Here is a 19,399-nt window from a genome sequence, read left to right as displayed (position 1 = left end):
CTCACTGCCCCTCCCGCTTGCGGGAGGGGATTGCTATGGTCGGCCGATGAAAGACTTCACCCTCTCCCTCACCGCCACGCCCGATGCCATCGACGAGCTCGGTCACGTCAACAATGCCGTGTGGGTCCAGTGGATTCAGCAGGTCGCGACCGGCCATTGGGACGCCGCCGCGCCGCAGGCGCACAAGGACGCCTATATCTGGGTCGTGGTGCGGCACGAGATCGACTATCTGCGCGCGCTCGGCCCCGGCGAGACGGTAATCGCGCGGACATGGGTTGCCGACAAGCCGCACGGCGCGAAATTCGATCGCTTCATGGAATTCACCGGTGCCGACGGCAGGGTCCACGTCCGCGCACGCACGGTCTGGGCATTGCTCGACAAGGCGAGCGGCCGGCCGCTTCGCGTAAGCGACGAAATTGTTGCGCCTTTTCTCGATAGCGATCCGGCGGGTGGTTCGATGGACAAGGCCCCCTCGCTCCGCTAACTTGGCCACGGTCTCCGGGGGGTATCGGCGATGGCTTCCTTACCGCAACTGAACCGCTTTTTCCTGACCGACGCAGGACTCGAAACCGATATCCTGTTCAACAAGGGCATCGACTTGCCCCATTTTTCGTCGGTTACCCTGTTTGCATCGGACGAGAGCCTCGACGTGCTCGACGCTTATTATCGGGGTTTCCTCGACCTCGCGCGGCGGATGGGGACGGGGCTGGTGCTCGAAAGCGCGACCTGGCGCGCGAGCCCGGACTGGGCAGAGCCCTTGGGCTTGTCGCTCGCCGAGCTCGACCGGCTGAACGGGTCCGCGATCGAATTGCTCCGCGGACTGCGCGCCGAATATGCCGATGTGCCGACCGTCATCAGCGGCTGTATCGGTCCGCGCGGCGACGGCTACGATCCGGGCAGGATCATGCTCCCCGACGAGGCGCAGGCTTATCATGCGCATCAGGCGGGGGTGCTGGCCGCGGCGGGCGCCGACATGCTGGCGGCGATCACGATGACCACCATCCCCGAAGCGGTCGGCATTGCGAATGCGGCAAAGGCGCTCGGCTTGCCGGTCGCGATCAGCTTTACCGTCGAGACCGACGGGCGGCTGCCCACGGGCGACGCGCTCGGCGACGCGATCGCAGCGGTCGATGCCGCGACCGAGGATTACCCGGCCTATTATATGATCAACTGCGCCCATCCGACGCATTTCGACGGCATCCTCGATGCGGACGCAGCTTGGACGGCGCGGATCGGCGGGGTGCGCGCGAACGCCTCGTGCCTCAGCCACGCCGAACTCGATGCGATGACCGAACTCGACATCGGCGACCCCGCAGACCTCGCGGCCCGGCATCGCGCGCTGATCGAACGCTTCCCGCGGATTCGGGTCGTCGGCGGCTGCTGCGGCACCGACCTGCGCCACGTCACCGCGATCGCGGAAGCGTGCCTTGCTCCCTGACCTTCAGGCGTAGCCGACCCAGCCGCGCCAGGTGAAGGCGGTGTAAAAGGCTTCGACCCCGGTGAAGCCAGCCGCGCGCAGCACGGCTTCGTCTTCCTCGGGGCTCAGCATTGCCACATGCGTCGCGACCGCCGCGCGGCCCTTGGCGACCTGCTCGGGGTCGCCGCCCGACGCCACGGCGAAGGCCGCATAGCGGTCGAGCCAGCGGTCGCGTTCGTCGGCACCCTGGGGAAAGCTGCCGTGCGCGGCGACGAAGGGCGCGCCGGGCTTGAGGCGCGCCCGGATCCCGGCCGCGGTGCGGACACGCTCGTCGCGGTCGAGGAAATGGAGGGTGAGGAGGCAGGTCGCGCCGTCGAAGGGGCCGGCGGGGGCATCGTCGATATAGCCCTCGACCAGTTCGGCACGGTCGGCGTCCGCCCCCATGACTTCGGCGGCGAGGTCGAGCATGGGGCCCGCGGGATCGACGCCGGTGAAGCGCCAGCCCGGATAGGCGTCGGCCATCGCCTTCATCTCGCTGCCGCCGCCCGCGCCGAGCACGAGAATATGCGCGTCGGCCGGCACGCGCTCGGCGAGCAGCAGGCCCGTCATCCGGTGCAGCCCGTCGAGCCCGGGGACGAAGCGGCGCGGGCCTTCGCTATAGCGCGCGACCGCGGCGGGGTCCTTGAAGCTGTCGAGGAAATATTGGACGCCTTCAGCCATGACCATGCTCCTGCGAGTGGGTGGCGCGCGCCGCCATGCGGCGGTGGAAATCGGCGGCGAGCTCGGCAAGCGTCACCGCCTCGAAACGTGCGAGCAGCAGCGCTTCGGCGTCGCGGAAGCTCGCGTCGAGCGCCGCATTGACCGCCTGTTCGACGAGGCAGCCGGGCGCATCGGTGCGATTGCCCATCGCCATCAGCCGCGGGCGCCCGATCGCGTCATAGATGTCGCGCATCGTGATTCCGGACGGCTCGCGGGCGATCGTCCAGCCGCCGCCATGCCCCTTTTCGCTATGCACCAATCCCGCCTGTCGCAGCCCGCCGAGGATGCGGCGGACGACGACGGCGTTGGTCCGCATCGCCCCGGCGAGCTGTTCGGAGGTCAACGGTCCCCCGTCCTCCGCCATGTGGAGAAGGACGTGAAGCACGCCCGAAAGTCGGCTGTCGCGTTTCATGTAACTTTAATTAGTGCGAGAAACGAAGGAGTCAACCCGCACTTGATCGCGGCGCGCGGCGGTGATAGCGCCGCAATCGTGATGACCACCGACCGATCCCTGCGATTCAAGGCCTATTGGCGCTCCTTTATCTAGGAGCGGCGTGGCATCATCCTGTGACCATCGCCGCCGTGTTCGGACAGGCGAATGGTCATCATCACACCACTACCCCCCGGTCACGGCGTGCGTATTTTGAAGAAGACGCGACATGACCGATACTCTGCTTGCCCTGTCGACCGACCATATCCGCATCACGCCCCTGCTGGCGGACGATGCGCGCGCCCTGTCTGCGATCACCGATGAATCGGTGACGTCCCAGGTCCATTTCCTCCCCACCCCCTTCACCGAAAGCGACGCGCGCGCGCTGATCGCCGGATCGGGCGGCGGCGATGTGTTCCACGCCGTGCGCGACCGGCGCGATGCGGCGCTGCTGGGAGTGATCGGCGTCCACCGCCGCCCCGGCCCGGAATATGAGGTCGGATATTGGTTCGCCGCCGCGGCGCGGGGCAGGGGCTTGGCGACCGAAGCGGTCGGCGCGATGGTCGCGTCGCTTGCTGCGTCGCGGCCGGACTGCGCGATCGTCGCCGAATGCCGCCCCGCCAACCAGCGGTCGCGCGCGTTGCTGCTGCGGCTGGGTTTCGCGGCGACGGGCGAGGCTGGGCACCGGCCCGGACGGATGCGCTTCCGGTGGCGCGCCGAGCCCGATTACCGCTTCGACGTCTGTTGAACGCCGAAGCGGAAGACACCGCTGGCGACGCTGCGCAGTCCGCTTTCGAAGACGTCGTAGCGCGCGATTTCCCGAAGCCGGCCCAGCGGCAGCGGGCGGCGCCACGGATCGCCGACGAGGATGTCGATCCCGGCGCCGAGGCAGCCGTCGAGGAAGTTGGTTACGCGCTCGGCGAGCTCGTCGGTGTAGAAGAGGTCGCCGACCAGCACGGTGTCCGCGTCGGGCAGCGGCAGTGCCGCGACGTCGGCGCGCTGCACCGCGATGTTGACGCCGTTCAGTTTGGCGTTGAGCCGCAGCGCAGCGACCGCGTGGCGGCCGGTCTCCACGGCGGTGATGCGGCGCGCACCCGCCTTCGCCGCGGCGATTCCGACCAGCCCCGATCCGGCGCCGAGGTCGAGGATACGGCGGCCGCGCACGGTTTCGGGCCGGTCGAGGATATGGCGCGCGAGCGCAAGCCCGCCCGCCCAGCGATGCGCCCAATAGGGTGCATCCGCCGCCTCGTCATCCTGCGTCAGCCGGCCGATACGGCTCGACGGCACCGCGCTGTGCAGCCGGATTTCGGGGACGCCGGGGACCGGGGCGATGGGCAGGTTGGCGCGAATGAAGCCCGCGATTTCGGCGTCGGTCATCGCTCGGCGGAGGCGTCCTCGCCGACCTCTTCGGTCAGCGCCTTGGCGATCGCCGCGACCGAGGTCGAGGCATAGGCAAAGCCCATATGGCCGCAATCGACCTCGATCTGGCGGTCGCTTTCGTGCGGCAGCCCGCGTGCGCTGTTCACAGCGATCACCCCGTCATGCTTCGACCAGAGCGCGAAGGTCGGCATTTCGGGACGCGGCGCGGGGTGAAAGTCGATCGGGGGATTGTCGACCGGATGACGCGCGATCAGATGATAGAGGCGCCACGCGCGATTGGCGCGACGGCTGCCCGAAAAGGGCGAGCCGAGCGTGACGACGCGCGCGACCTTGTCGGGGTGGTGCTTGGCATATTCGCGGGCATAGATGCCGCCGAGGCTCCAGCCGACGAGCGCGGGCGCGCGCCCGGTGCGGTCGATGATCCAATCGACGCGGCCGTCGATGCGGTCGATGATGTCGGCGGTCGCGCCGCGGTTGAAGCCGAGGCCCCAGGCGTAGCAGCGAAAGCCGGCGCGGCGCAGGTCGGCGCGCAGGCCCTTCGTGGCCCAGTCGCCCGACAGAAAGCCGGGCAGCACCATGACGGGCGGATAGGGGCTGTCGGGATTGGGCTCGGGCGGCATCGGCCGGATGCGCCCGCCGATCGCGCGGACGAGCGCCCCTGCCTCACGCCACAACAGCCCGAGGCGCGGCGGCGCGTCGGGATCGGGCACGCGCGCCGGCCATTCGGCGCGGCGGGAGAGGAAGGCGCGGATCATCCGTCCTTGGGAACCAGCTTCACCAGCCTGCCGTCCTTGCCGTCGGTGAGCAGCCAGACCGAGCCGTCCTCATTGACCTCGACCTCGCGGATGCGCTCCCCGAAGTCCCAGCGGTCGGATTTGTGCAGCGCCTCGCCGTCGATCGCCATGCGGATCAGACCTTCGCCCGACAGCGCCCCCATCAGCAGGCTGTTCTGCCAGCCCGGATAAAGGGTGCCGCCATACCAGGCGAGCCCGGCGGGGGAGATCGACGGGTTCCACCACAGTTTCGGGGCATTGAACTCGGGACGTGTCGGATGATCGGGGATGTCCTTGCCGTCATAATGATCGCCGTTCGAAACGACCGGATAGCCGTAATTGCCGCCGCGCTCGACGAGGTTGACCTCGTCGCCGCCCCTCGGCCCCATCTCCTGCTGCCACAGCTTGCCGGTGCCGTCGAACGCCAGCCCCAGCAGGTTGCGGTGGCCGAGCGACCAGATTTGCGCAGTGACGCCGCCCTTTTCGGCAAAGGGATTATCGGCGGGAACGCTGCCGTCGGGCTTCAGGCGGATCAGCTTGCCCAGATTCTTGGTCATGTCCTGCGCGGGGTCGAATTTCTGCCGCTCGCCCGAGGCGATGAACAGATATTGCCCGTCGGGGGAGAAGGCGAGGCGGTGCGAAAAATGTCCGCGCCCCGGCACCTTGGGGTCCTGTTTCCAGATGATGTCGAGGCCTTCGAGGCGCGGCGCGGCGCCTTGCACGAGCTTCGCCCTGCCGACGACCGCGCCAAAGGTATCGCTGCCGCCCGCCTCGACCCAGCTCAGATAGACGGTGCCGGTCGCGGCGAAATCGGGTGCGAGGATCACGTCGCCGAAGCCGCCCTGTCCGCCATAGGCGACCGCGGGCGCGCCCGCGACATCGAGGATCGGGCCATCGGCTCGCCAGAGTTTGAGCTTGCCTGCCTTTTCGGTGACGAGCGCCTGCTTGCCGCCCGGAAGGAAGGTCATCGCCCACGGCTCGTCGAAGCTGGCGACCTCCTCGACGGTGAAGGGCGCATCGGCGAGCGGCGCAGCGGGCTGCGCGCCCGAGGCGTCGAGCGCGGCAGTGTCGCCGGGCGCGGCTTCGCTCGGCGAACTGCCCGAGCAGGCGGCGACGGCAAGGGCCGCCGAAAGCGCAAAGGTCGAAAGGGTTTTCATGGGGAGAGGCTCGCCTTGTTGTGGAATGCGGGCATTTTGCCGCGCCATCCTGTCAAAGTCGAGGGTGTCTGTCGGCAGGGCGAGGGCTGCGAGGCTACAGCAAGAGGACCTCCGAAAGAAAAGCGGTGTGCTCCCGCGGAGGCGGCAGCCCATCATCCGGCAGCGCTATTTCGAGCTGGCAGGAGATGGGTCCCTGCGTTGGCGCTACGCGCCGCCTTCGGCTCCGCGGGGACACACAATCGCCAGGAAAAAATCTTCATATCTCAGCGCTCGGCTTCGCGCCGCGCGGCGATTTCCTCGACACTGTCCATGATCGCGCTGACCGCCTCGCTGGCCGGAGCGGCATCGGAGCGTTTCTGCGAGAATTGGCCGCGGCTCATAATCTCTTCGAGCGCGGTGCGCGCGCGCGACACCCGGCTCTTCATGGTGCCGAGCGCGCAGTCGCAGATCTGCGCCGCTTCCTCATAGGACATGCCGCCGGCGCCGACGAGGATCAGCGCCTCGCGCTGGTCCTGCGGCAATTCCATCAGCCCGCGTTGAAGGTCGGCCATGTCGCCCGAATCCTCCTGCGCCGCGGGGGTCGACAGCGTGCGCTCGACGACGCCCTCGTCATACTCGCCCTTGAACTTGTTGCGGCGCATCTGCGAGAGGAAGGTGTTGCGGAGGATAACGAAGGTCCACGCCTTGATCGAGGTGCCGCGCTCGAAGCGGTCGCGCGAGGCCCACGCCTTGACCATCGTGTCCTGCGTCAGATCGTCGGCAAGATCGGGATTGCCGCACAGGCTGCGGCCATAGGCGCGCAGATGCGGAATGACGTCGGCAAGCAACGCCTTGAATTCGCTGTCGGAAAGATTGTCTTCTTCTTTCGGCTGCGTCGCAGCTTGGGGGCGGGTCATCCGGGGCTTTTCTGATCGAGCTGGGACAAAAGGTCGAGCATGCGGTCGGGCAGGTCCTCCGCAACGATTTTGCCATAGATCATGCGCAGCTTCGCGCTCACCGGCTCCGGCGATTGGCGGCCGGTCAGTGCGCGATGCCATTGGTCGCCGCCGACGCCGGGAAAACTTCCTTGCCGCCGGTGCGCCGCTTCCGCGATCGGGAGCAAGCTGAGCTTTCCGTTCATTCCGTCGTCGCCATGCGTTGCCATGCCGAAGCAACGACAGAAGGGCACGCAAGTTCCCCGGCCATGCATTTTTTGGCGCCGGTGCGTTGCCTGAAAGACACAGCGGCCCTCTGATCCATGCTTGCGGCCCATCGTCACTGCCGCCGTTTCGTGCCCCGGCGCCGACCTCGCGCAGTTGGCGGCCGGCGGGAGGGCGGGCGGCGCGAGCCCTTCTCTCACCGCCGTCCGCCCCACTTCTGCTTTGCTTTGGCCGCGACCAGCCGCTAAGCGATATGAAGATGAACAGTTTTTCCCCGACGCCGCTCCAGCGTCCGGATCGACGCAGGGTATGACGAGCGACACAGGCCCCCAGCAGCTCGACGATGCGAGCTTCAAGCGCGAACTTGCCGCGATGCTGCCGCATTTGCGCGCGTTCGGGCGCAGCCTCACCGGCAATGCCGATCTCGCCGACGATCTGGTTCAGGAAACGATGCTGAAGGCGTGGAAGGCGCGCGCGCAATATGTGCCGGGGCCGTCGAGCATGAAAAGCTGGGCCTTCGTCATCCTGCGCAACTGTTTCCTGTCGCAGATGCGGCGCAAGAAATTCACCGCCGACTATGACGAGCTCGCCGCCGAACGGCTGCTCGTCGCCCCCGACGATCAGGACGACAGCCTGCACCTCGCCGATGTGCAGCGCGGGTTGATGCTGCTGCCCGTCGATCAGCGCGAGGCGCTGGTGCTGATCGGCGCGGGCGGGCTCAGCTATGAAGAGGGCGCGGCGATCTGTGGCTGCGCGGTGGGCACGATGAAAAGCCGCGTGTCGCGCGCGCGCGCGGCGCTGCACGAGATTTTGGAGGGCGGCGACATGCCGCTGCGCAGCGACGACGAACTGCCCGCAAGCGAAACCTTTCGCGCGATCATGGACCGCGTCGACGACCTGACCGCGAACGGCCCCGGCGGCGACTGATAGGCGCGCTAGGCCGCGAGTTCGGGCGTGAACAGCAGGCTCTGGCTGATCGCCGCGCGCACCGTATTTTCGCGGAACGGTTTCGAAATCAGGAAGGTCGGCTCGACGCGGTTGCCGGTGAGCAGCCGTTCGGGGAAGGCGGTGATGAAGATCACCGGAACGGGCGCCACGCCCAATATTTCCTGCACCGCGTCGATCCCCGACGATCCGTCGGCGAGCTGAATGTCGGCGAGCACGAGGCCCGCTTCGGTCTTTTCGAACGCCGCGACCGCATCGGCGTGCGTCGCGGCGATGCCCGCGACGCTGTGCCCCAGCGCCTCGACGATCTGTTCGAGTTCGAGCGCGATCAGCGGCTCGTCCTCGATGATCAGGGCCGAGGTGCGCGATTCGCGGTCGAGGTCGGCGACCGCCTCGTCGAGCAGCGTCGCGACCGTCGCATCGTCGGTGCCGGTGATCAGCGCCGCTTCCTCGATCGAAAAGCCTTCGAGCGCGGTCAGCAGCAGAATTTGCCGTCCGAGCGGCGTGATGCGCGCGAGCCGGCGGTTCGCGGCGCGGACGAGCGCATCCTCTTCATCGTCGCCGCCGCCTTCGTCGATGAAGGCGCTTTCCCAGATGCGGTGAAAGGCGCGGTAGAGGCCGATGCGGGTGCCCCGGTTCGATGAAAATTCCTCCGGCGCCGCGACGACCACCTCGAGCAGCGTGTGGACGAAATTGTCGCCATGCTGCTGGCTTCCCGTCAGCGCGCGCGCATAGCGGCGCAGAAACGGCAGGTGGCCGCGGATTTCATCGCCCAGGCTCATGCGGGTTCCTCCCTCTTAAAATCATCATACGCGGCTTCGCTGCCCCGGGTTCCTTTTTTGAGACAATAATGAAAATCGGGGGCTGCAACTTGTTGCGGGGCGGTGCGTAAAAGACGGTACGGGACGCACCGGGGGCCGAAGGCGGACATGGGTCAAACGGCACCAGTCGCGCGCCTGTCGGGCTGCCAGGCTTTTGTAGGGACCAATTTCATGGCACAGCGGCCCGGGAAAAATCGCGATGCCGCGGCATCGAGGGGCGAGGGGCGGAATGTGGCAGATGGCGGGGACAGGGATGCGGACTTCAACGAGCGGCGGCGGCTGACGACGCTTCGCGACTATCATATTCTCGACACCAGGCCCGAACCGGCCTTCGATCGGGTCACCAAGCTGGTGGCCGATCTGTTCGAGGTGCCGATCGCGCTGATTTCGTTCGTCGACGACCGCCGGCTGTGGTTCAAATCGGCGTACGGGCTCGACGCGCCCGAAAAGCCGCGCGACATCAGCTTCTGTCAGCAGATGATCGCCGGCGACCAGCCGCTCGTCGTCGCCGACGCCGCCGAAGACGCGCGGTTTCGGGGCAATGTGCTGGTGACCGGCGATCCCTATGTCCGCTTCTATGCCGGCGTGCCGCTGCGCGCGCACAACGGCCTCATTCTCGGCTCGCTGTGCATCATCGACACGAAACCGCGCGCAGCCTTCGGGCCGCGCGAGCTTGCGCGGCTAGAGGATTTCGCCGCCATCATCATGGGCGAGGCCGAACTGCGCCGCGCCGCGGTCGAGCGCGACGAGGCGCGGCAAATGCTCGAGCGCGCGCTCGACTTTTCGTGCATCGCGTCGTGGCAGTTCGACCCGCGGACCGACGATTTGCGCTGGCGCGGCGCGACCGCCGAACTGTGGGGCGCCGATTTCGAAACCGCGCTGTCGACCGGCGCGGGTTTTTTCGCGCGCGTCCATCCCGACGATCGCGAGGCGGTGCGCCGCATACTCGACGAATCGATCGACAGCGGCGACCCCTATGCGACCGAATATCGCATCAACCATCCCGAGCGGGGCGTGCGCTGGATCAGCGCGCGGGGCGATTGGGACGTGCGCGCGAACGACGCGATGCTGACGGGGATCTGCGTCGACATCACCGAACAGAAGAGCCGGCAGGAAACCGCCAATCTGTTGATGCGCGAGCTGCACCACCGGATGCGCAACCTGTTCGCGACGGTCAGCGCGATCATCTCGCTGACCCGCCATTCGGCGCGCGATGTCGAGGATTATGTCGAGCGCATCAACAGCCGCCTCGATGCGCTCAACCGGGCGCAGAATGTCCTCCTCGGCGCCAATTTCATGACCGGGTCGATGCACGCGCTGATGCGCGAGGTCGAGGCCGGCTTTCCGCGCGTGCGCTGGGCCGGGCCCGATCTGGTGCTGCCCGAAAATGCGCTCGTCGCGATGGCGCTGCTGTTCAACGAACTCGCGACCAACGCGGTCAAGCACGGTGCGCTGTCGAACGACAGCGGGCGCGTCGACGTGACGTGGACGCAGGACGAGGGCGACGCCGAGGATCGCAAGTTCCGGCTGAGCTGGCGCGAGAGCGGCGGCACGGGCATGGTCGTGGCGCCCGACCGAACCAGCTTCGGCACCTTGCTGATGGAGCGCAGCGTGCGCAACAACCTGGGCGGGACGATCGAGCGCCATTGGGAACCGACGGGCCTGGTCGTCGATATCGCGTTGCCCGCACGGTGGCGCGAAGCATAGGGGTGGGCGCCGGCGCGCGTATGCAAAGAATAAATTCCCCCTTCGGAAGGAGGGGCTTGGTTGCAGGAATATTTGCTTTCACGGCCTTGCAACCGCTAAGCGCGATACCGAGTTAGTGACCCCATAGTTCATACAGAAAATGGAGACTGCCATGACCATCGCCTTTCCGCCGCTGCCCTACGCCGACGACGCGCTGGCGCCGCATATTTCGGCCGAAACGCTGCAGACGCATCATGGCAAGCATCACAAGACCTATGTCGACAAGGTGAATGCCGCGATCGAGGGCACCGATCTTGCCGGCAAGAGCCTCGAGGACATCATCCGCCACGCCGAAAGCGCGGGCAACAAGGGCCTGTTCAACAACAGCGCGCAGTCGTGGAACCATGCCTTCTACTGGAACAGCATGGCGCCCAAGAAGACCGCGCCTTCGGGCGATCTCGCCGCGGCGATCGACCGCGACTTCGGCTCGCTCGACGATCTGAAAAAGAAGCTCAAGGACACCGCGATCAACCATTTCGCGTCGGGCTGGGCGTGGCTCGTCGCGCAGGACGGCAAGCTGTCGGTCACCGACACCCACGACGCCGGCACTGAAGCGACGAAGGGCGTCAAGCCGCTGCTCGTCGTCGATGTGTGGGAACATGCCTATTATATCGACCGCAAGAACGTCCGCCCCGACTATGTCAATGCGGTGGTCGACGAGCTGCTCAACTGGGACTTCGCCGCCGAAAACCTCGCGCGCGACGGCAGCTGGACCTATCCGGGCTGATCTTCCGCTATCAGAAAGCGTGTATCCCCGCGAAGGCGGGGATCCGTCTCCTGCCGGTTAAAAATAGCGCCGGCGGAAGATGGGCTCCCGCCTTCGCGGGAGCACATGTTTTTCGGGTTCGCGATACTCTGTAATGTCCTATCGCCCCGGCGCGCCTTCGCCTATACGCCGCCGGCATGACGATCAGCCTCTTCGAACTCTTCAAAATCGGCGTCGGCCCTTCGAGCTCGCACACCGTCGGCCCGATGGTCGCGGGGCGGCGTTTCGGCCTCTGGCTCGACGAGCACCGGCTGCTCGACCGCACCGCGCATGTCGAGGCCGACCTTTATGGTTCGCTCGCGCTGACCGGAAAGGGGCACGCATCCGACACCGCGCTCGTCGCGGGGCTCGCGGGTGAAATCCCCGCCGAAACCAGCCTGACGGCGATCGAGGCGCATTGGGCGCGCGCCGAAGCCGAGGGCGCGCTCTATCTGCTCGGGCGCCGCCGCGTGCGTTTCCAGCCCAAGCGCGACCTCCATTTCCTGACGCGCCAGCGCCAGCCCTTCCACACCAATGCGCTGTCTTTCACCGCGCGCGACGACGCGGGCGAGATTCTGGCGAAGCGCATGTATTTCTCGATCGGCGGCGGCTTCGTCGTCGACGAGGAGGAAGCGGGACGCAACAGCCGCGGCGGCGAGGATGAGGTGGAGCTGCCCTATCCCTTCACCTCGGGCGCCGACCTGATCGAAATGGGCGCGGCGTCGGGCAAGAGCTTTGGCGAGATGATGCTCGACAACGAGCTCGCGCACCGCAGCCTCGCCGAGGTCGAGGCGGGGATCGACGCGATCGCGGCGGCGATGGATGCCTCGATCGATTCGGGCTGTTGCAGCACCGGCACCCTGCCCGGCGGGCTCAAGGTCCGCCGCCGCGCGCCGCAGATTGCCGCCGACATTCGCGAACGGCACGAGGCGAACCTGTCCGAACCGCTCGCGATGATGGACTGGATCAACCTGTGGGCGATGGCGGTCAACGAGGAGAATGCCGCCGGCGGCCGCGTCGTCACCGCGCCGACCAACGGCGCCGCCGGGATCATTCCCGCGGTGATCCGCTATTACAAGCGCGGCTGCCGCGGCGATGCGAAGGGCGTGCGCACCTTCCTGCTCACCGCCGCCGCGATCGGCGCCCTGTATAAGCGTAACGCCAGCATCTCGGGCGCCGAAGTCGGCTGCCAGGGTGAGGTCGGCGTTGCCTGCTCGATGGCGGCGGCGGGGCTGACCGCCGCGCTCGGCGGCACCAACGCGCAGGTCGAGAATGCCGCCGAAATCGGCATGGAACACAACCTCGGCCTCACCTGCGATCCGATCGGCGGCCTCGTCCAGATCCCGTGCATCGAACGCAACGCGATGGGCGCGATCAAGGCGATCGACGCGAGCCGCATCGCGATGATCGGCGACGGCACGCATGTCGTCAGCCTCGACACGGTGATCGCGACGATGCTGCAAACGGGCCGCGACATGCGCGATAAGTATAAGGAAACGTCGAAGGGCGGGTTGGCGGTCAGCGTGGTGGAGTGTTGAGGGCTACGCTCCCTTTATCGTCACCCCGGACTTGATCCGGGTGTGGATTCACATTTGAAGTGCAACGGTATGAAGACTTCGGCTGGGGTTTGGAAGCCGAGGCATTTTCTGGGAGTATTATTGTAGATTGCGATGATGGCGTCGAAGGCGTTGGGGGGCAAGTCGTCGAGGCTGGTTTTTCGGGGGAGGTATCGACGGAGGCGACCGATGGCGTTTTCGATGCCGCCTTTCTGCCATGGGGCGTGCGGATCGCAGAAGAAGGCCTGGATAGCGAGTTGCCTTTCGATGCGGTGATGGCGGGTAAATTCGGTGCCATTGTCGAAGGTGATCGACCGTCGCAGCGACGCGGGCATTGGCTGGAGCAACTGGACGATGGCGTCGGCGACGGGATCGGCCTTGAGGCTGTTTTGGGGCACGGCGATGGTGAGCCGCGAGTGGCGTTCATGTGCGAGGAGGATCGCCTGTCCGGGGGCGGAGAAGAGCATGGCATCGGCCTCCCAATGGCCTGCCTGCTTGCGGGCGGCAATGCTGTCGGGGCGGTTGTGGATCGAGGGACGATCGGTGTGGCGCGGCCAGCCGCCCTTGGTACGCCATCCCCGCTTGTATTTGGCGCGCGGGAGGTAGAAGCGCCAGCGCCGGTCGTTGGTGCGTTTGAGCTGGGCATAGACGAAGCGGTAGATGCTCTCGTGGCTGATGACCTTATGGCCCGCTTCGCGGGCGAGGCGGCCCGCCACCTGTTCGGGCGACCAGCCCGACGCGAGCCGGTCGAGCACCTCCCCACGCAAGGCATCATCGCGGTCCAGCCGGGCGCCGGTCCAGCGCCGGGCTTCAGCCTGCGCCTGCGCGTAGGCGGGCTGGTAACCGACCTTGGTGCCCGCGTTGCGCCTCAACTCGCGCGCGATGGTCGACGGCTGGCGATCCAGAGCTGCAGCGATCTGCCGGATCGATTGCCCGTCTTCATGAAGACGGGCAATCGAACAGCGCTCCTCAAGCGATAAATGACGGTATCTCGACATGGCACCACCTGCTTGAGGTGTTGCACTTCGTTTGTGAACTCAGGGGGGTCCATGACTTCGGCGCTGCTGTGGATCCCGGATTAAGTCCGGGATGACGATGGTATGAAATCGAAAGCTTGCCAGCAGGGGAATCCTCGGTAAGCTCCTATTTCATGATAAAGACGTCGAGCCGCCGAACGTTTCTTGTTGGTACGTTGATCGGCGCAATATTTGCGATTTCATCAATGGCTATGGCATCTTGGATGTCTGATGACGAGCCTAATCAATATCTCCGCATTATCGACGACAACTATGACTATATTCTTGGGCCCAACCATAAGCCGGAAGACGGCCCTCTGAGCACGAAGATCATCAGGAACTGCAAGATTGAGGCCTTTGTTACGGATACGTCGCAATTGGACTATGCAGGGTCATCATTCGTCAAGATAGATGGAATGCCGAAAGCAAATTTGAATTGTCTTATCGGCGAAGCAAGGATCAATTCAATGTCGATCGCGATCACCGACGGCATCGATACTACGCCAACGGATTGCATTGGAGGCTGGCCGACCCGGTTCCAAAAACAGGAAGCGGGAAACTTTGAACTGTGTCGAGGTAAAAACCCGAACCCTATTTTTGTGCCTACGCCGCCGCCTGTACGTTAGCTTATCGTCGGTAGCCTATCCTCCCCACTCCGCCGCAACGCCGGCAATTCTTCGCGCAGTTTGTCGATGAGCAGCCGCACCTTCGGTAGCAGGTGGCGGCGCTGCGGATAGACCGGTTCCTCCTGCGGGCGCAGCGGATCGAGGAGCGAGGCGAACGCGCCGCTTTGCAGATGCGGCATCACATAGAAATCGGGAAGCTGGCAGACGCCGTGCTTCCTTCATCCTCGTCACCCTGAACTTGTTTCAGGGTCCATGGCCTGACCTGTCCTTCAACGCCGCGCTTCTTTGTTTCGCACAAAGGCACAAAGCCACGAAGATGTCGTGCGGACCGCGAAGCGGCTTTCCTTTGCGACGGCACGGCCCGCCACACCGTTGACGGGAATAATGGGCTTGTCGGGTCCAAGCCCTCTTCTTTGTGGCTTTGTGTCTTTGTGCGAAACTCAAACTGGCGCCGCCCTAGTTGGATAGCGCCGGGCCATGGATGCTGAAACGCGTTCAGCATGACGAAGGCTGGGAATGCGACCCTCGCATCTTGCATTGCGACCCCATTTGCCTGATTGGAGCGCCCGAGAAGGAGACCGCCCATGAAGACCCGCGCCGCCGTTGCGTTCGAAGCGAAGAAGCCGCTCGAAATCGTCGAACTCGATCTCGAAGGCCCGAAGGCGGGCGAGGTGCTCGTCGAGATCATGGCGACCGGCATCTGCCACACCGACGCCTATACGCTGGGCGGGTTCGACAGCGAGGGCATCTTCCCGAGCGTGCTGGGGCATGAGGGCGCGGGCGTCGTGCGTGAGGTCGGCGCGGGCGTCACCAGCGTCGTCCCCGGCGATCATGTGATTCCGCTCTACACCCCCGAATGTCGCCAGTGCAAAAGCTGCCTTTCGGGCAAGACCAACCTCTGCACCGCGATCCGCGCGACGCAGGGCAAGGGACTGATGCCCGACGGCACGACGCGTTTCAGCTACAAGGGCCAGCCGATCTTTCACTATATGGGCTGTTCGACCTTCTCGAACTTCACCGTGCTGCCCGAGATCGCGGTAGCGAAAATCCGCGAGGACGCGCCGTTCCAGTCGAGCTGCTACATCGGCTGCGGCGTGACCACCGGCGTGGGCGCGGTCATCAACACCGCGAAGGTGCAGGTCGGCGACAATGTCGTCGTCTTCGGGCTTGGCGGCATCGGGCTCAACGTGATTCAGGGCGCGCGGCTTGCCGGGGCGAACAAGATCATCGGCGTCGACATCAATCCGACCCGCGAAGAATGGGGCCGCAAGTTCGGCATGACCGAATTTTTGAACTCGAAAGGCATGAGCCGCGAGGATGTCGTCGCGGCGATCGTCCGAATGACCGACGGCGGCGCCGATTACACCTTCGACGCGACGGGCAATACCGAAGTGATGCGGACGGCGCTCGAGGCCTGCCACCGCGGCTGGGGCACCTCGATCATCATCGGCGTCGCCGAGGCGGGCAAGGAGATTGCGACGCGCCCGTTCCAGCTCGTCACCGGGCGCAACTGGCGCGGCACCGCGTTCGGCGGCGCCAAGGGCCGCACCGACGTGCCCAAGATCGTCGACATGTATATGCAGGGCAAGATCGAGATCGACCCGATGATCACCCACGTCATGGGGCTGGAAGACATCAACAAGGGCTTCGACCTGATGCACGCGGGCGAGAGCATCCGCAGCGTCGTCGTTTACTGACGCGGAGAGGGACACGCCATGTTCAGCCATGTGACCCTGGGGTCGAACGACATCGCCGCGAGCAAGCGCTTTTACGACGCGATCCTCGGCGTGCTCGGCGCGCCCGAAGGCGTGATCGACGAGCGCGGGCGGCTTATCTATATGCACGCCGGCGGCCGGCTGGTGATCACGCGGCCGGTCGATGGCAATGCCGCCGCGTGTGGAAACGGCCACACGCTCGGCTTTCTGGCATCGACGCCCGCGGCGGTCGATGCGTGGCACGCCGCGGGGGTCGCGAACGGCGGCACCACCGCCGAAGACCCGCCGGGCGTCCGCAACGCGACCGAGGGGCGGGTCGTCTATCTCGCCTATCTGCGCGATCCCGATGGCAACAAGCTCTGCGGCTTCCACAAGATTTCGGGCTGACATGGCCGAAGATCGCGGGCCCGCCTATGTGCTGACCTTCAGCTGCGTCGATGCCGTGGGTATCGTCGCGGCGGTGACGGGGCTGCTCGCACAGCGCGACGGCTTCATCCTCGATAGCCAGCAATATGCCGACCTCGATTCGGGGCGCTTCTTCATGCGCGTCGCGTTTCGCGGTGCGGGGCCGCGCTTCCCCGAAGGGCTGGACGCGGTGCGCGCCGCCTTTGCCCCGATCGTCGCGCGCTTCCATATGGACGCACGGATCAGCGACGCGGGCGCCAAGCCGCGCTTCGTCATCGCGGTGTCGCAGGGCAGCCACTGCCTCAACGACCTGCTCCATCGCTGGTCGACCGGCAACCTTGCGATCGACATCGTCGGCGTCGTGTCGAACCATCAGCATCTGCGCCGCCTGACCGAATGGCACGGGCTGCCGTTCCACTATCTGCCCGTCGACAAGGACAATCGCGAGAGCCAGGAAGCCGCGATCCTGAAGGTGATGGCCGATGGAGCGGCCGACTATCTGGTGCTCGCGCGCTATATGCAGATATTGTCGGAGGAGCTGTCGGCGAGTCTTGCGGGCCGCTGCATCAATATCCACCACAGCTTTCTGCCGGGTTTCAAGGGCGCGCGGCCCTATCACCGCGCGCACGAGCGCGGGGTCAAGCTGATCGGCGCGACCGCGCATTTCGTCACCAGCGATCTCGACGAAGGGCCGATCATCGAACAGGCGGTCGAGCGCGTCGATCATCGCGACTCGGTCGAGGATCTGATCCGCACCGGGCGCGACATCGAGGCACAGGTGCTCGCGCGCGCGGTGCGCTGGGTCGCCGAACAGCGGGTGCTGATCGACGGACGCAAGACGGTGGTCTTTCGCTAGGCTATCGAACAATATAAGTCCCGAATTGCAACGAATCAGGAGGAGGCAGAGGCGATGTACAGTCACAATATGGTCGGGTCGAACGACCTCGACGCATCGAAGAAATTCTATGACGCGACCTTTCAGGCGATCGGCGGCAAGCCGGGGATCGTCGACGACAAGGGACGCCTGATCTACATGCACAATGGCGGGCTGTTCCTCGTCACCGCGCCGATCGACGGCCAGCCGGCGACGGTCGGCAACGGCTGCACGATCGGCTTTGCGATGGACGGCCCCGAGCAGGCCGACGCATGGCACAAGGCGGGCGTCGAGAATGGCGGCACCGCGATCGAAGATCCGCCGGGTATTCGCGAAGGCGGTTTCGGCCAGCTCTATCTCGCCTATCTGCGCGATCCGTCGGGCAACAAGCTTTGCGCGCTGCACCGCGTCGTCTGAGCGCGCCAGCGGGATGATGCGCGGCGAAGACGGATTGCTGGCGGACCTCGATGCGCTCGCCATCCCCTTCGCCGCGCACGAGCATGTCGCGGTGTTCACCGTTGCCGAGAGCGACGCGGTGAACGCCGCGATCCCCGGCGCGCATACCAAGAATCTGTTCCTCAAGGACGCGGGCGGCGCCTTCTGGCTCGTCACCGTGCCGGGCGAAAGCCGCGTCGACCTGAAGGCGCTGCCCGCCGCGATCGGCTGCAAGCGCGTGAGCTTCGGCAGGGCCGACGACATGCAGCGGCTGCTCGGCATCGCGCCGGGGTCGGTGACGCCGCTCGCCGCGATCAACGCCGCGCCGGGAAGCATCACGGTGGTGCTCGACGCCGCGCTCGCCGCGGCGCCGCGCGTCAACGTCCATCCGCTGCGCAATACCGGCACACTCGGCCTGCCCGGCGCCGCGATACTGGACCTGCTGCGCCATTGGGGCCATGATCCCAGGACCGCCCCCATTCCGATGCAGGACAGCGCATGACCCTCGAAACCCTTTCGACCAACCGCAGCCACGGCGGCACCCAGGGCGTCTATCGGCACAAGAGCGCGACGACCGGCACCGACATGAGCTTCGCGGTCTTCGTCCCCGACCATGACGCGGGCGCGAAGCTGCCCGTGCTCTGGTATCTGTCGGGGCTGACCTGCACCCACGCCAATGTCATGGAAAAGGGCGAATATCGCGCCGCCTGTGCGCAGCATGGCGTCATCTTCGTCGCACCCGACACCAGCCCGCGCGGCGAGGGCGTTCCCGACGATCCCGACGGCGCGTGGGATTTCGGGCTCGGCGCGGGCTTCTACGTCGATGCGACCGCGGAGCCATGGGCGGCGAACTACCGTATGCGCTCCTATATCGAGGACGAGCTGCCGTCGCTGATCCTGCGCGACTTTCCCGCGGCCGACATGACGCGGCAGGGGATCAGCGGCCATTCGATGGGCGGCCATGGTGCGCTCACCGTCGCGCTGCGCACCCCCGACCGCTTCCGCTCGGTCTCGGCCTTTGCGCCGATCGTCGCGCCGATGCACTGCCCGTGGGGCGAAAAGGCGCTGTCGAACTATCTCGGCGAGGATCGCGAGGCGTGGGCGGTGTACGACGCCTGCGCGCTGATCGAAGGCGGCGCACGGTTGCCCGACCTGCTCGTCGATCAAGGCGAGGCCGATAACTTCCTCGAAGAACAGCTCAAGACGCATCTGCTGGCCGAGGCTTGCGAAAAGGCCGGGCAGAAAGCGACGATCCGGATGCAGCCCGGATATGACCACAGCTATTATTTCATCTCGACCTTCATGGCCGAGCATGTCGGCTGGCACGCCGAGCGGTTGAAGGCTTGACCAGAAAAAGCCCCTCCTCTTCAGAGGAGGGGTTTGGGGTGGTGGCGAGCTTGGAACAAGCTCGTTCGGGCATCGAGCCCGACCGAGCTTCACCACCCCCGTCCCCTCCTCTG

General features: G+C 65.9%; 24 protein-coding genes. 14 read left to right on the top strand and 10 right to left on the bottom strand.

What is annotated here, in order from left to right:
• Positions 1–46 precede the first annotated feature (46 nt).
• Both KNJ79_RS12855 and KNJ79_RS12850 read left to right on the top strand, forming a co-directional pair.
• Entirely contained in the window at positions 47–484 is a 438-nt protein-coding gene (locus tag KNJ79_RS12855; RefSeq protein WP_317151354.1) for an acyl-CoA thioesterase, read from the top strand.
• Between the two features lie 30 nt (positions 485–514).
• Complete coding sequence (locus tag KNJ79_RS12850; RefSeq protein ID WP_089216358.1) at positions 515–1,438, top strand: homocysteine S-methyltransferase family protein; 924 nt, start codon at positions 515–517, stop codon at positions 1,436–1,438.
• Between the two features lie 3 nt (positions 1,439–1,441).
• Here KNJ79_RS12850 and KNJ79_RS12845 read toward each other — a convergent pair whose 3' ends face one another.
• On the bottom strand, positions 1,442–2,137 hold the full coding sequence (locus KNJ79_RS12845; protein ID WP_317151353.1) for a class I SAM-dependent methyltransferase: 696 nt from the start codon (positions 2,135–2,137) through the stop codon (positions 1,442–1,444).
• Positions 2,130–2,588 (bottom strand): RrF2 family transcriptional regulator, encoded by a 459-nt coding sequence (locus KNJ79_RS12840; protein WP_317151352.1) that lies wholly within the window; start codon positions 2,586–2,588, stop codon positions 2,130–2,132. The genes KNJ79_RS12845 and KNJ79_RS12840 overlap by 8 nt, the downstream gene beginning before the upstream one ends.
• A 247-nt stretch (positions 2,589–2,835) precedes the next feature.
• On the opposite strand from KNJ79_RS12840, the gene KNJ79_RS12835 reads away from it, so the two are divergent.
• Entirely contained in the window at positions 2,836–3,354 is a 519-nt protein-coding gene (locus tag KNJ79_RS12835; protein ID WP_089216361.1) for a GNAT family N-acetyltransferase, read from the top strand.
• Here KNJ79_RS12835 and KNJ79_RS12830 read toward each other — a convergent pair.
• The 5 genes from KNJ79_RS12830 to KNJ79_RS12810 form a co-directional block, all read right to left on the bottom strand.
• The gene (locus KNJ79_RS12830) at positions 3,333–3,983 is read right to left on the bottom strand and encodes a class I SAM-dependent methyltransferase (RefSeq protein ID WP_317151351.1); all 651 of its coding nucleotides are present in this window, start codon (positions 3,981–3,983) and stop codon (positions 3,333–3,335) included. The genes KNJ79_RS12835 and KNJ79_RS12830 overlap by 22 nt on opposite strands.
• Entirely contained in the window at positions 3,980–4,741 is a 762-nt protein-coding gene (locus tag KNJ79_RS12825; RefSeq protein WP_089216363.1) for an esterase/lipase family protein, read from the bottom strand. The genes KNJ79_RS12830 and KNJ79_RS12825 overlap by 4 nt, the downstream gene beginning before the upstream one ends.
• Positions 4,738–5,916: a PQQ-dependent sugar dehydrogenase gene (locus KNJ79_RS12820; protein ID WP_317151350.1), complete on the bottom strand. Its 1,179-nt coding sequence runs from the start codon at positions 5,914–5,916 to the stop codon at positions 4,738–4,740. The genes KNJ79_RS12825 and KNJ79_RS12820 overlap by 4 nt, the downstream gene beginning before the upstream one ends.
• A gap of 263 nt (positions 5,917–6,179) precedes the next feature.
• Positions 6,180–6,812, bottom strand: coding sequence for a sigma-70 family RNA polymerase sigma factor (locus KNJ79_RS12815; protein WP_089216365.1), 633 nt, complete (start codon positions 6,810–6,812; stop codon positions 6,180–6,182).
• The gene (locus KNJ79_RS12810; RefSeq protein WP_141133984.1) at positions 6,809–7,168 is read right to left on the bottom strand and encodes a NepR family anti-sigma factor; all 360 of its coding nucleotides are present in this window, start codon (positions 7,166–7,168) and stop codon (positions 6,809–6,811) included. Before KNJ79_RS12810 ends, KNJ79_RS12815 begins: the two co-directional genes overlap by 4 nt.
• A gap of 196 nt (positions 7,169–7,364) precedes the next feature.
• Here KNJ79_RS12810 and KNJ79_RS12805 point away from each other — a divergent pair, with 196 nt between their 5' ends.
• Complete coding sequence (locus tag KNJ79_RS12805) at positions 7,365–7,982, top strand: sigma-70 family RNA polymerase sigma factor (protein WP_089216367.1); 618 nt, start codon at positions 7,365–7,367, stop codon at positions 7,980–7,982.
• Between the two features lie 8 nt (positions 7,983–7,990).
• On the opposite strand, the gene KNJ79_RS12800 is transcribed toward KNJ79_RS12805, so the two are convergent.
• Positions 7,991–8,782: a response regulator gene (locus KNJ79_RS12800; RefSeq protein WP_317151349.1), complete on the bottom strand. Its 792-nt coding sequence runs from the start codon at positions 8,780–8,782 to the stop codon at positions 7,991–7,993.
• Between the two features lie 270 nt (positions 8,783–9,052).
• On the opposite strand from KNJ79_RS12800, the gene KNJ79_RS12795 reads away from it, so the two are divergent.
• The 3 genes from KNJ79_RS12795 (at position 9,053) to KNJ79_RS12785 (ending at position 12,850) form a co-directional block, all read left to right on the top strand.
• Positions 9,053–10,528, top strand: a complete 1,476-nt coding sequence (locus tag KNJ79_RS12795; RefSeq protein WP_317151348.1) for a GAF domain-containing protein — start codon at positions 9,053–9,055, stop codon at positions 10,526–10,528.
• Positions 10,529–10,679: 151 nt separating this feature from the next.
• Positions 10,680–11,294 carry a superoxide dismutase gene (locus KNJ79_RS12790; protein ID WP_089216370.1) on the top strand — a complete coding sequence of 205 codons (615 nt, stop codon included), beginning with the start codon at positions 10,680–10,682 and terminating at the stop codon, positions 11,292–11,294.
• Between the two features lie 176 nt (positions 11,295–11,470).
• Positions 11,471–12,850: an L-serine ammonia-lyase gene (locus KNJ79_RS12785; protein WP_317151347.1), complete on the top strand. Its 1,380-nt coding sequence runs from the start codon at positions 11,471–11,473 to the stop codon at positions 12,848–12,850.
• Positions 12,851–12,870: 20 nt separating this feature from the next.
• Here KNJ79_RS12785 and KNJ79_RS12780 read toward each other — a convergent pair whose 3' ends face one another.
• Entirely contained in the window at positions 12,871–13,866 is a 996-nt protein-coding gene (locus KNJ79_RS12780; RefSeq protein WP_317151346.1) for an IS30 family transposase, read from the bottom strand.
• A 152-nt stretch (positions 13,867–14,018) separates the two neighbouring features.
• On the opposite strand from KNJ79_RS12780, the gene KNJ79_RS12775 reads away from it, so the two are divergent.
• Positions 14,019–14,510 (top strand): hypothetical protein, encoded by a 492-nt coding sequence (locus KNJ79_RS12775; protein ID WP_317151345.1) that lies wholly within the window; start codon positions 14,019–14,021, stop codon positions 14,508–14,510.
• On the opposite strand, the gene KNJ79_RS12770 is transcribed toward KNJ79_RS12775, so the two are convergent.
• Positions 14,507–14,692: a type 2 periplasmic-binding domain-containing protein gene (locus KNJ79_RS12770; RefSeq protein ID WP_317151344.1), complete on the bottom strand. Its 186-nt coding sequence runs from the start codon at positions 14,690–14,692 to the stop codon at positions 14,507–14,509. The two genes, KNJ79_RS12775 and KNJ79_RS12770, sit on opposite strands and share 4 nt — an antisense overlap.
• 402 nt (positions 14,693–15,094) lie before the next feature.
• Between KNJ79_RS12770 and KNJ79_RS12765 the strand changes: the two genes are divergently transcribed.
• Genes KNJ79_RS12765 through fghA form a run of 6 tightly spaced genes read left to right on the top strand, consistent with a single transcriptional unit; the run spans position 15,095 to position 19,286 of the window.
• Positions 15,095–16,207, top strand: coding sequence for an S-(hydroxymethyl)glutathione dehydrogenase/class III alcohol dehydrogenase (locus KNJ79_RS12765; protein ID WP_317151343.1), 1,113 nt, complete (start codon positions 15,095–15,097; stop codon positions 16,205–16,207).
• Between the two features lie 18 nt (positions 16,208–16,225).
• Positions 16,226–16,612 carry a VOC family protein gene (locus KNJ79_RS12760; RefSeq protein WP_317151342.1) on the top strand — a complete coding sequence of 129 codons (387 nt, stop codon included), beginning with the start codon at positions 16,226–16,228 and terminating at the stop codon, positions 16,610–16,612.
• 1 nt (position 16,613) lies between these two features.
• A complete protein-coding gene (gene purU, locus KNJ79_RS12755; RefSeq protein WP_317151341.1) occupies positions 16,614–17,486 on the top strand; it encodes a formyltetrahydrofolate deformylase in 873 nt (290 codons plus the stop codon).
• 54 nt (positions 17,487–17,540) lie between these two features.
• Entirely contained in the window at positions 17,541–17,921 is a 381-nt protein-coding gene (locus KNJ79_RS12750; RefSeq protein WP_089216376.1) for a VOC family protein, read from the top strand.
• Between the two features lie 13 nt (positions 17,922–17,934).
• Positions 17,935–18,441: a prolyl-tRNA synthetase associated domain-containing protein gene (locus KNJ79_RS12745; protein WP_394357124.1), complete on the top strand. Its 507-nt coding sequence runs from the start codon at positions 17,935–17,937 to the stop codon at positions 18,439–18,441.
• On the top strand, positions 18,438–19,286 hold the full coding sequence (fghA, locus tag KNJ79_RS12740; protein WP_317151340.1) for an S-formylglutathione hydrolase: 849 nt from the start codon (positions 18,438–18,440) through the stop codon (positions 19,284–19,286). The genes KNJ79_RS12745 and fghA overlap by 4 nt, the downstream gene beginning before the upstream one ends.
• Positions 19,287–19,399 lie beyond the last annotated feature (113 nt).

The organism is Sphingopyxis indica (assembly GCF_032879645.1).
GTDB lineage: Bacteria > Pseudomonadota > Alphaproteobacteria > Sphingomonadales > Sphingomonadaceae > Sphingopyxis > Sphingopyxis indica.
This window is presented reverse-complemented; position numbering and strand designations above follow the sequence as displayed.

Bases quoted from the DNA above. Each gene is read 5' to 3' on its own strand.
- KNJ79_RS12820 (WP_317151350.1), bottom strand. From the start codon at position 5,916: ATGAAAACCCTTTCGACCTTTGCGCTTTCGGCGGCCCTTGCCGTCGCC.
- KNJ79_RS12785 (WP_317151347.1), top strand. From the start codon at position 11,471: ATGACGATCAGCCTCTTCGAACTCTTCAAAATCGGCGTCGGCCCTTCG.
- KNJ79_RS12765 (WP_317151343.1), top strand. From the start codon at position 15,095: ATGAAGACCCGCGCCGCCGTTGCGTTCGAAGCGAAGAAGCCGCTCGAA.
- KNJ79_RS12830 (WP_317151351.1), bottom strand. From the start codon at position 3,983: ATGACCGACGCCGAAATCGCGGGCTTCATTCGCGCCAACCTGCCCATC.
- KNJ79_RS12815 (WP_089216365.1), bottom strand. From the start codon at position 6,812: ATGACCCGCCCCCAAGCTGCGACGCAGCCGAAAGAAGAAGACAATCTT.
- KNJ79_RS12840 (WP_317151352.1), bottom strand. From the start codon at position 2,588: ATGAAACGCGACAGCCGACTTTCGGGCGTGCTTCACGTCCTTCTCCAC.
- purU (WP_317151341.1), top strand. From the start codon at position 16,614: ATGGCCGAAGATCGCGGGCCCGCCTATGTGCTGACCTTCAGCTGCGTC.
- KNJ79_RS12845 (WP_317151353.1), bottom strand. From the start codon at position 2,137: ATGGCTGAAGGCGTCCAATATTTCCTCGACAGCTTCAAGGACCCCGCC.
- KNJ79_RS12810 (WP_141133984.1), bottom strand. From the start codon at position 7,168: ATGGGCCGCAAGCATGGATCAGAGGGCCGCTGTGTCTTTCAGGCAACG.
- KNJ79_RS12850 (WP_089216358.1), top strand. From the start codon at position 515: ATGGCTTCCTTACCGCAACTGAACCGCTTTTTCCTGACCGACGCAGGA.
- KNJ79_RS12750 (WP_089216376.1), top strand. From the start codon at position 17,541: ATGTACAGTCACAATATGGTCGGGTCGAACGACCTCGACGCATCGAAG.
- fghA (WP_317151340.1), top strand. From the start codon at position 18,438: ATGACCCTCGAAACCCTTTCGACCAACCGCAGCCACGGCGGCACCCAG.
- KNJ79_RS12760 (WP_317151342.1), top strand. From the start codon at position 16,226: ATGTTCAGCCATGTGACCCTGGGGTCGAACGACATCGCCGCGAGCAAG.
- KNJ79_RS12800 (WP_317151349.1), bottom strand. From the start codon at position 8,782: ATGAGCCTGGGCGATGAAATCCGCGGCCACCTGCCGTTTCTGCGCCGC.
- KNJ79_RS12805 (WP_089216367.1), top strand. From the start codon at position 7,365: ATGACGAGCGACACAGGCCCCCAGCAGCTCGACGATGCGAGCTTCAAG.
- KNJ79_RS12855 (WP_317151354.1), top strand. From the start codon at position 47: ATGAAAGACTTCACCCTCTCCCTCACCGCCACGCCCGATGCCATCGAC.
- KNJ79_RS12835 (WP_089216361.1), top strand. From the start codon at position 2,836: ATGACCGATACTCTGCTTGCCCTGTCGACCGACCATATCCGCATCACG.
- KNJ79_RS12745 (WP_394357124.1), top strand. From the start codon at position 17,935: ATGATGCGCGGCGAAGACGGATTGCTGGCGGACCTCGATGCGCTCGCC.
- KNJ79_RS12775 (WP_317151345.1), top strand. From the start codon at position 14,019: ATGATAAAGACGTCGAGCCGCCGAACGTTTCTTGTTGGTACGTTGATC.
- KNJ79_RS12790 (WP_089216370.1), top strand. From the start codon at position 10,680: ATGACCATCGCCTTTCCGCCGCTGCCCTACGCCGACGACGCGCTGGCG.
- KNJ79_RS12825 (WP_089216363.1), bottom strand. From the start codon at position 4,741: ATGATCCGCGCCTTCCTCTCCCGCCGCGCCGAATGGCCGGCGCGCGTG.
- KNJ79_RS12780 (WP_317151346.1), bottom strand. From the start codon at position 13,866: ATGTCGAGATACCGTCATTTATCGCTTGAGGAGCGCTGTTCGATTGCC.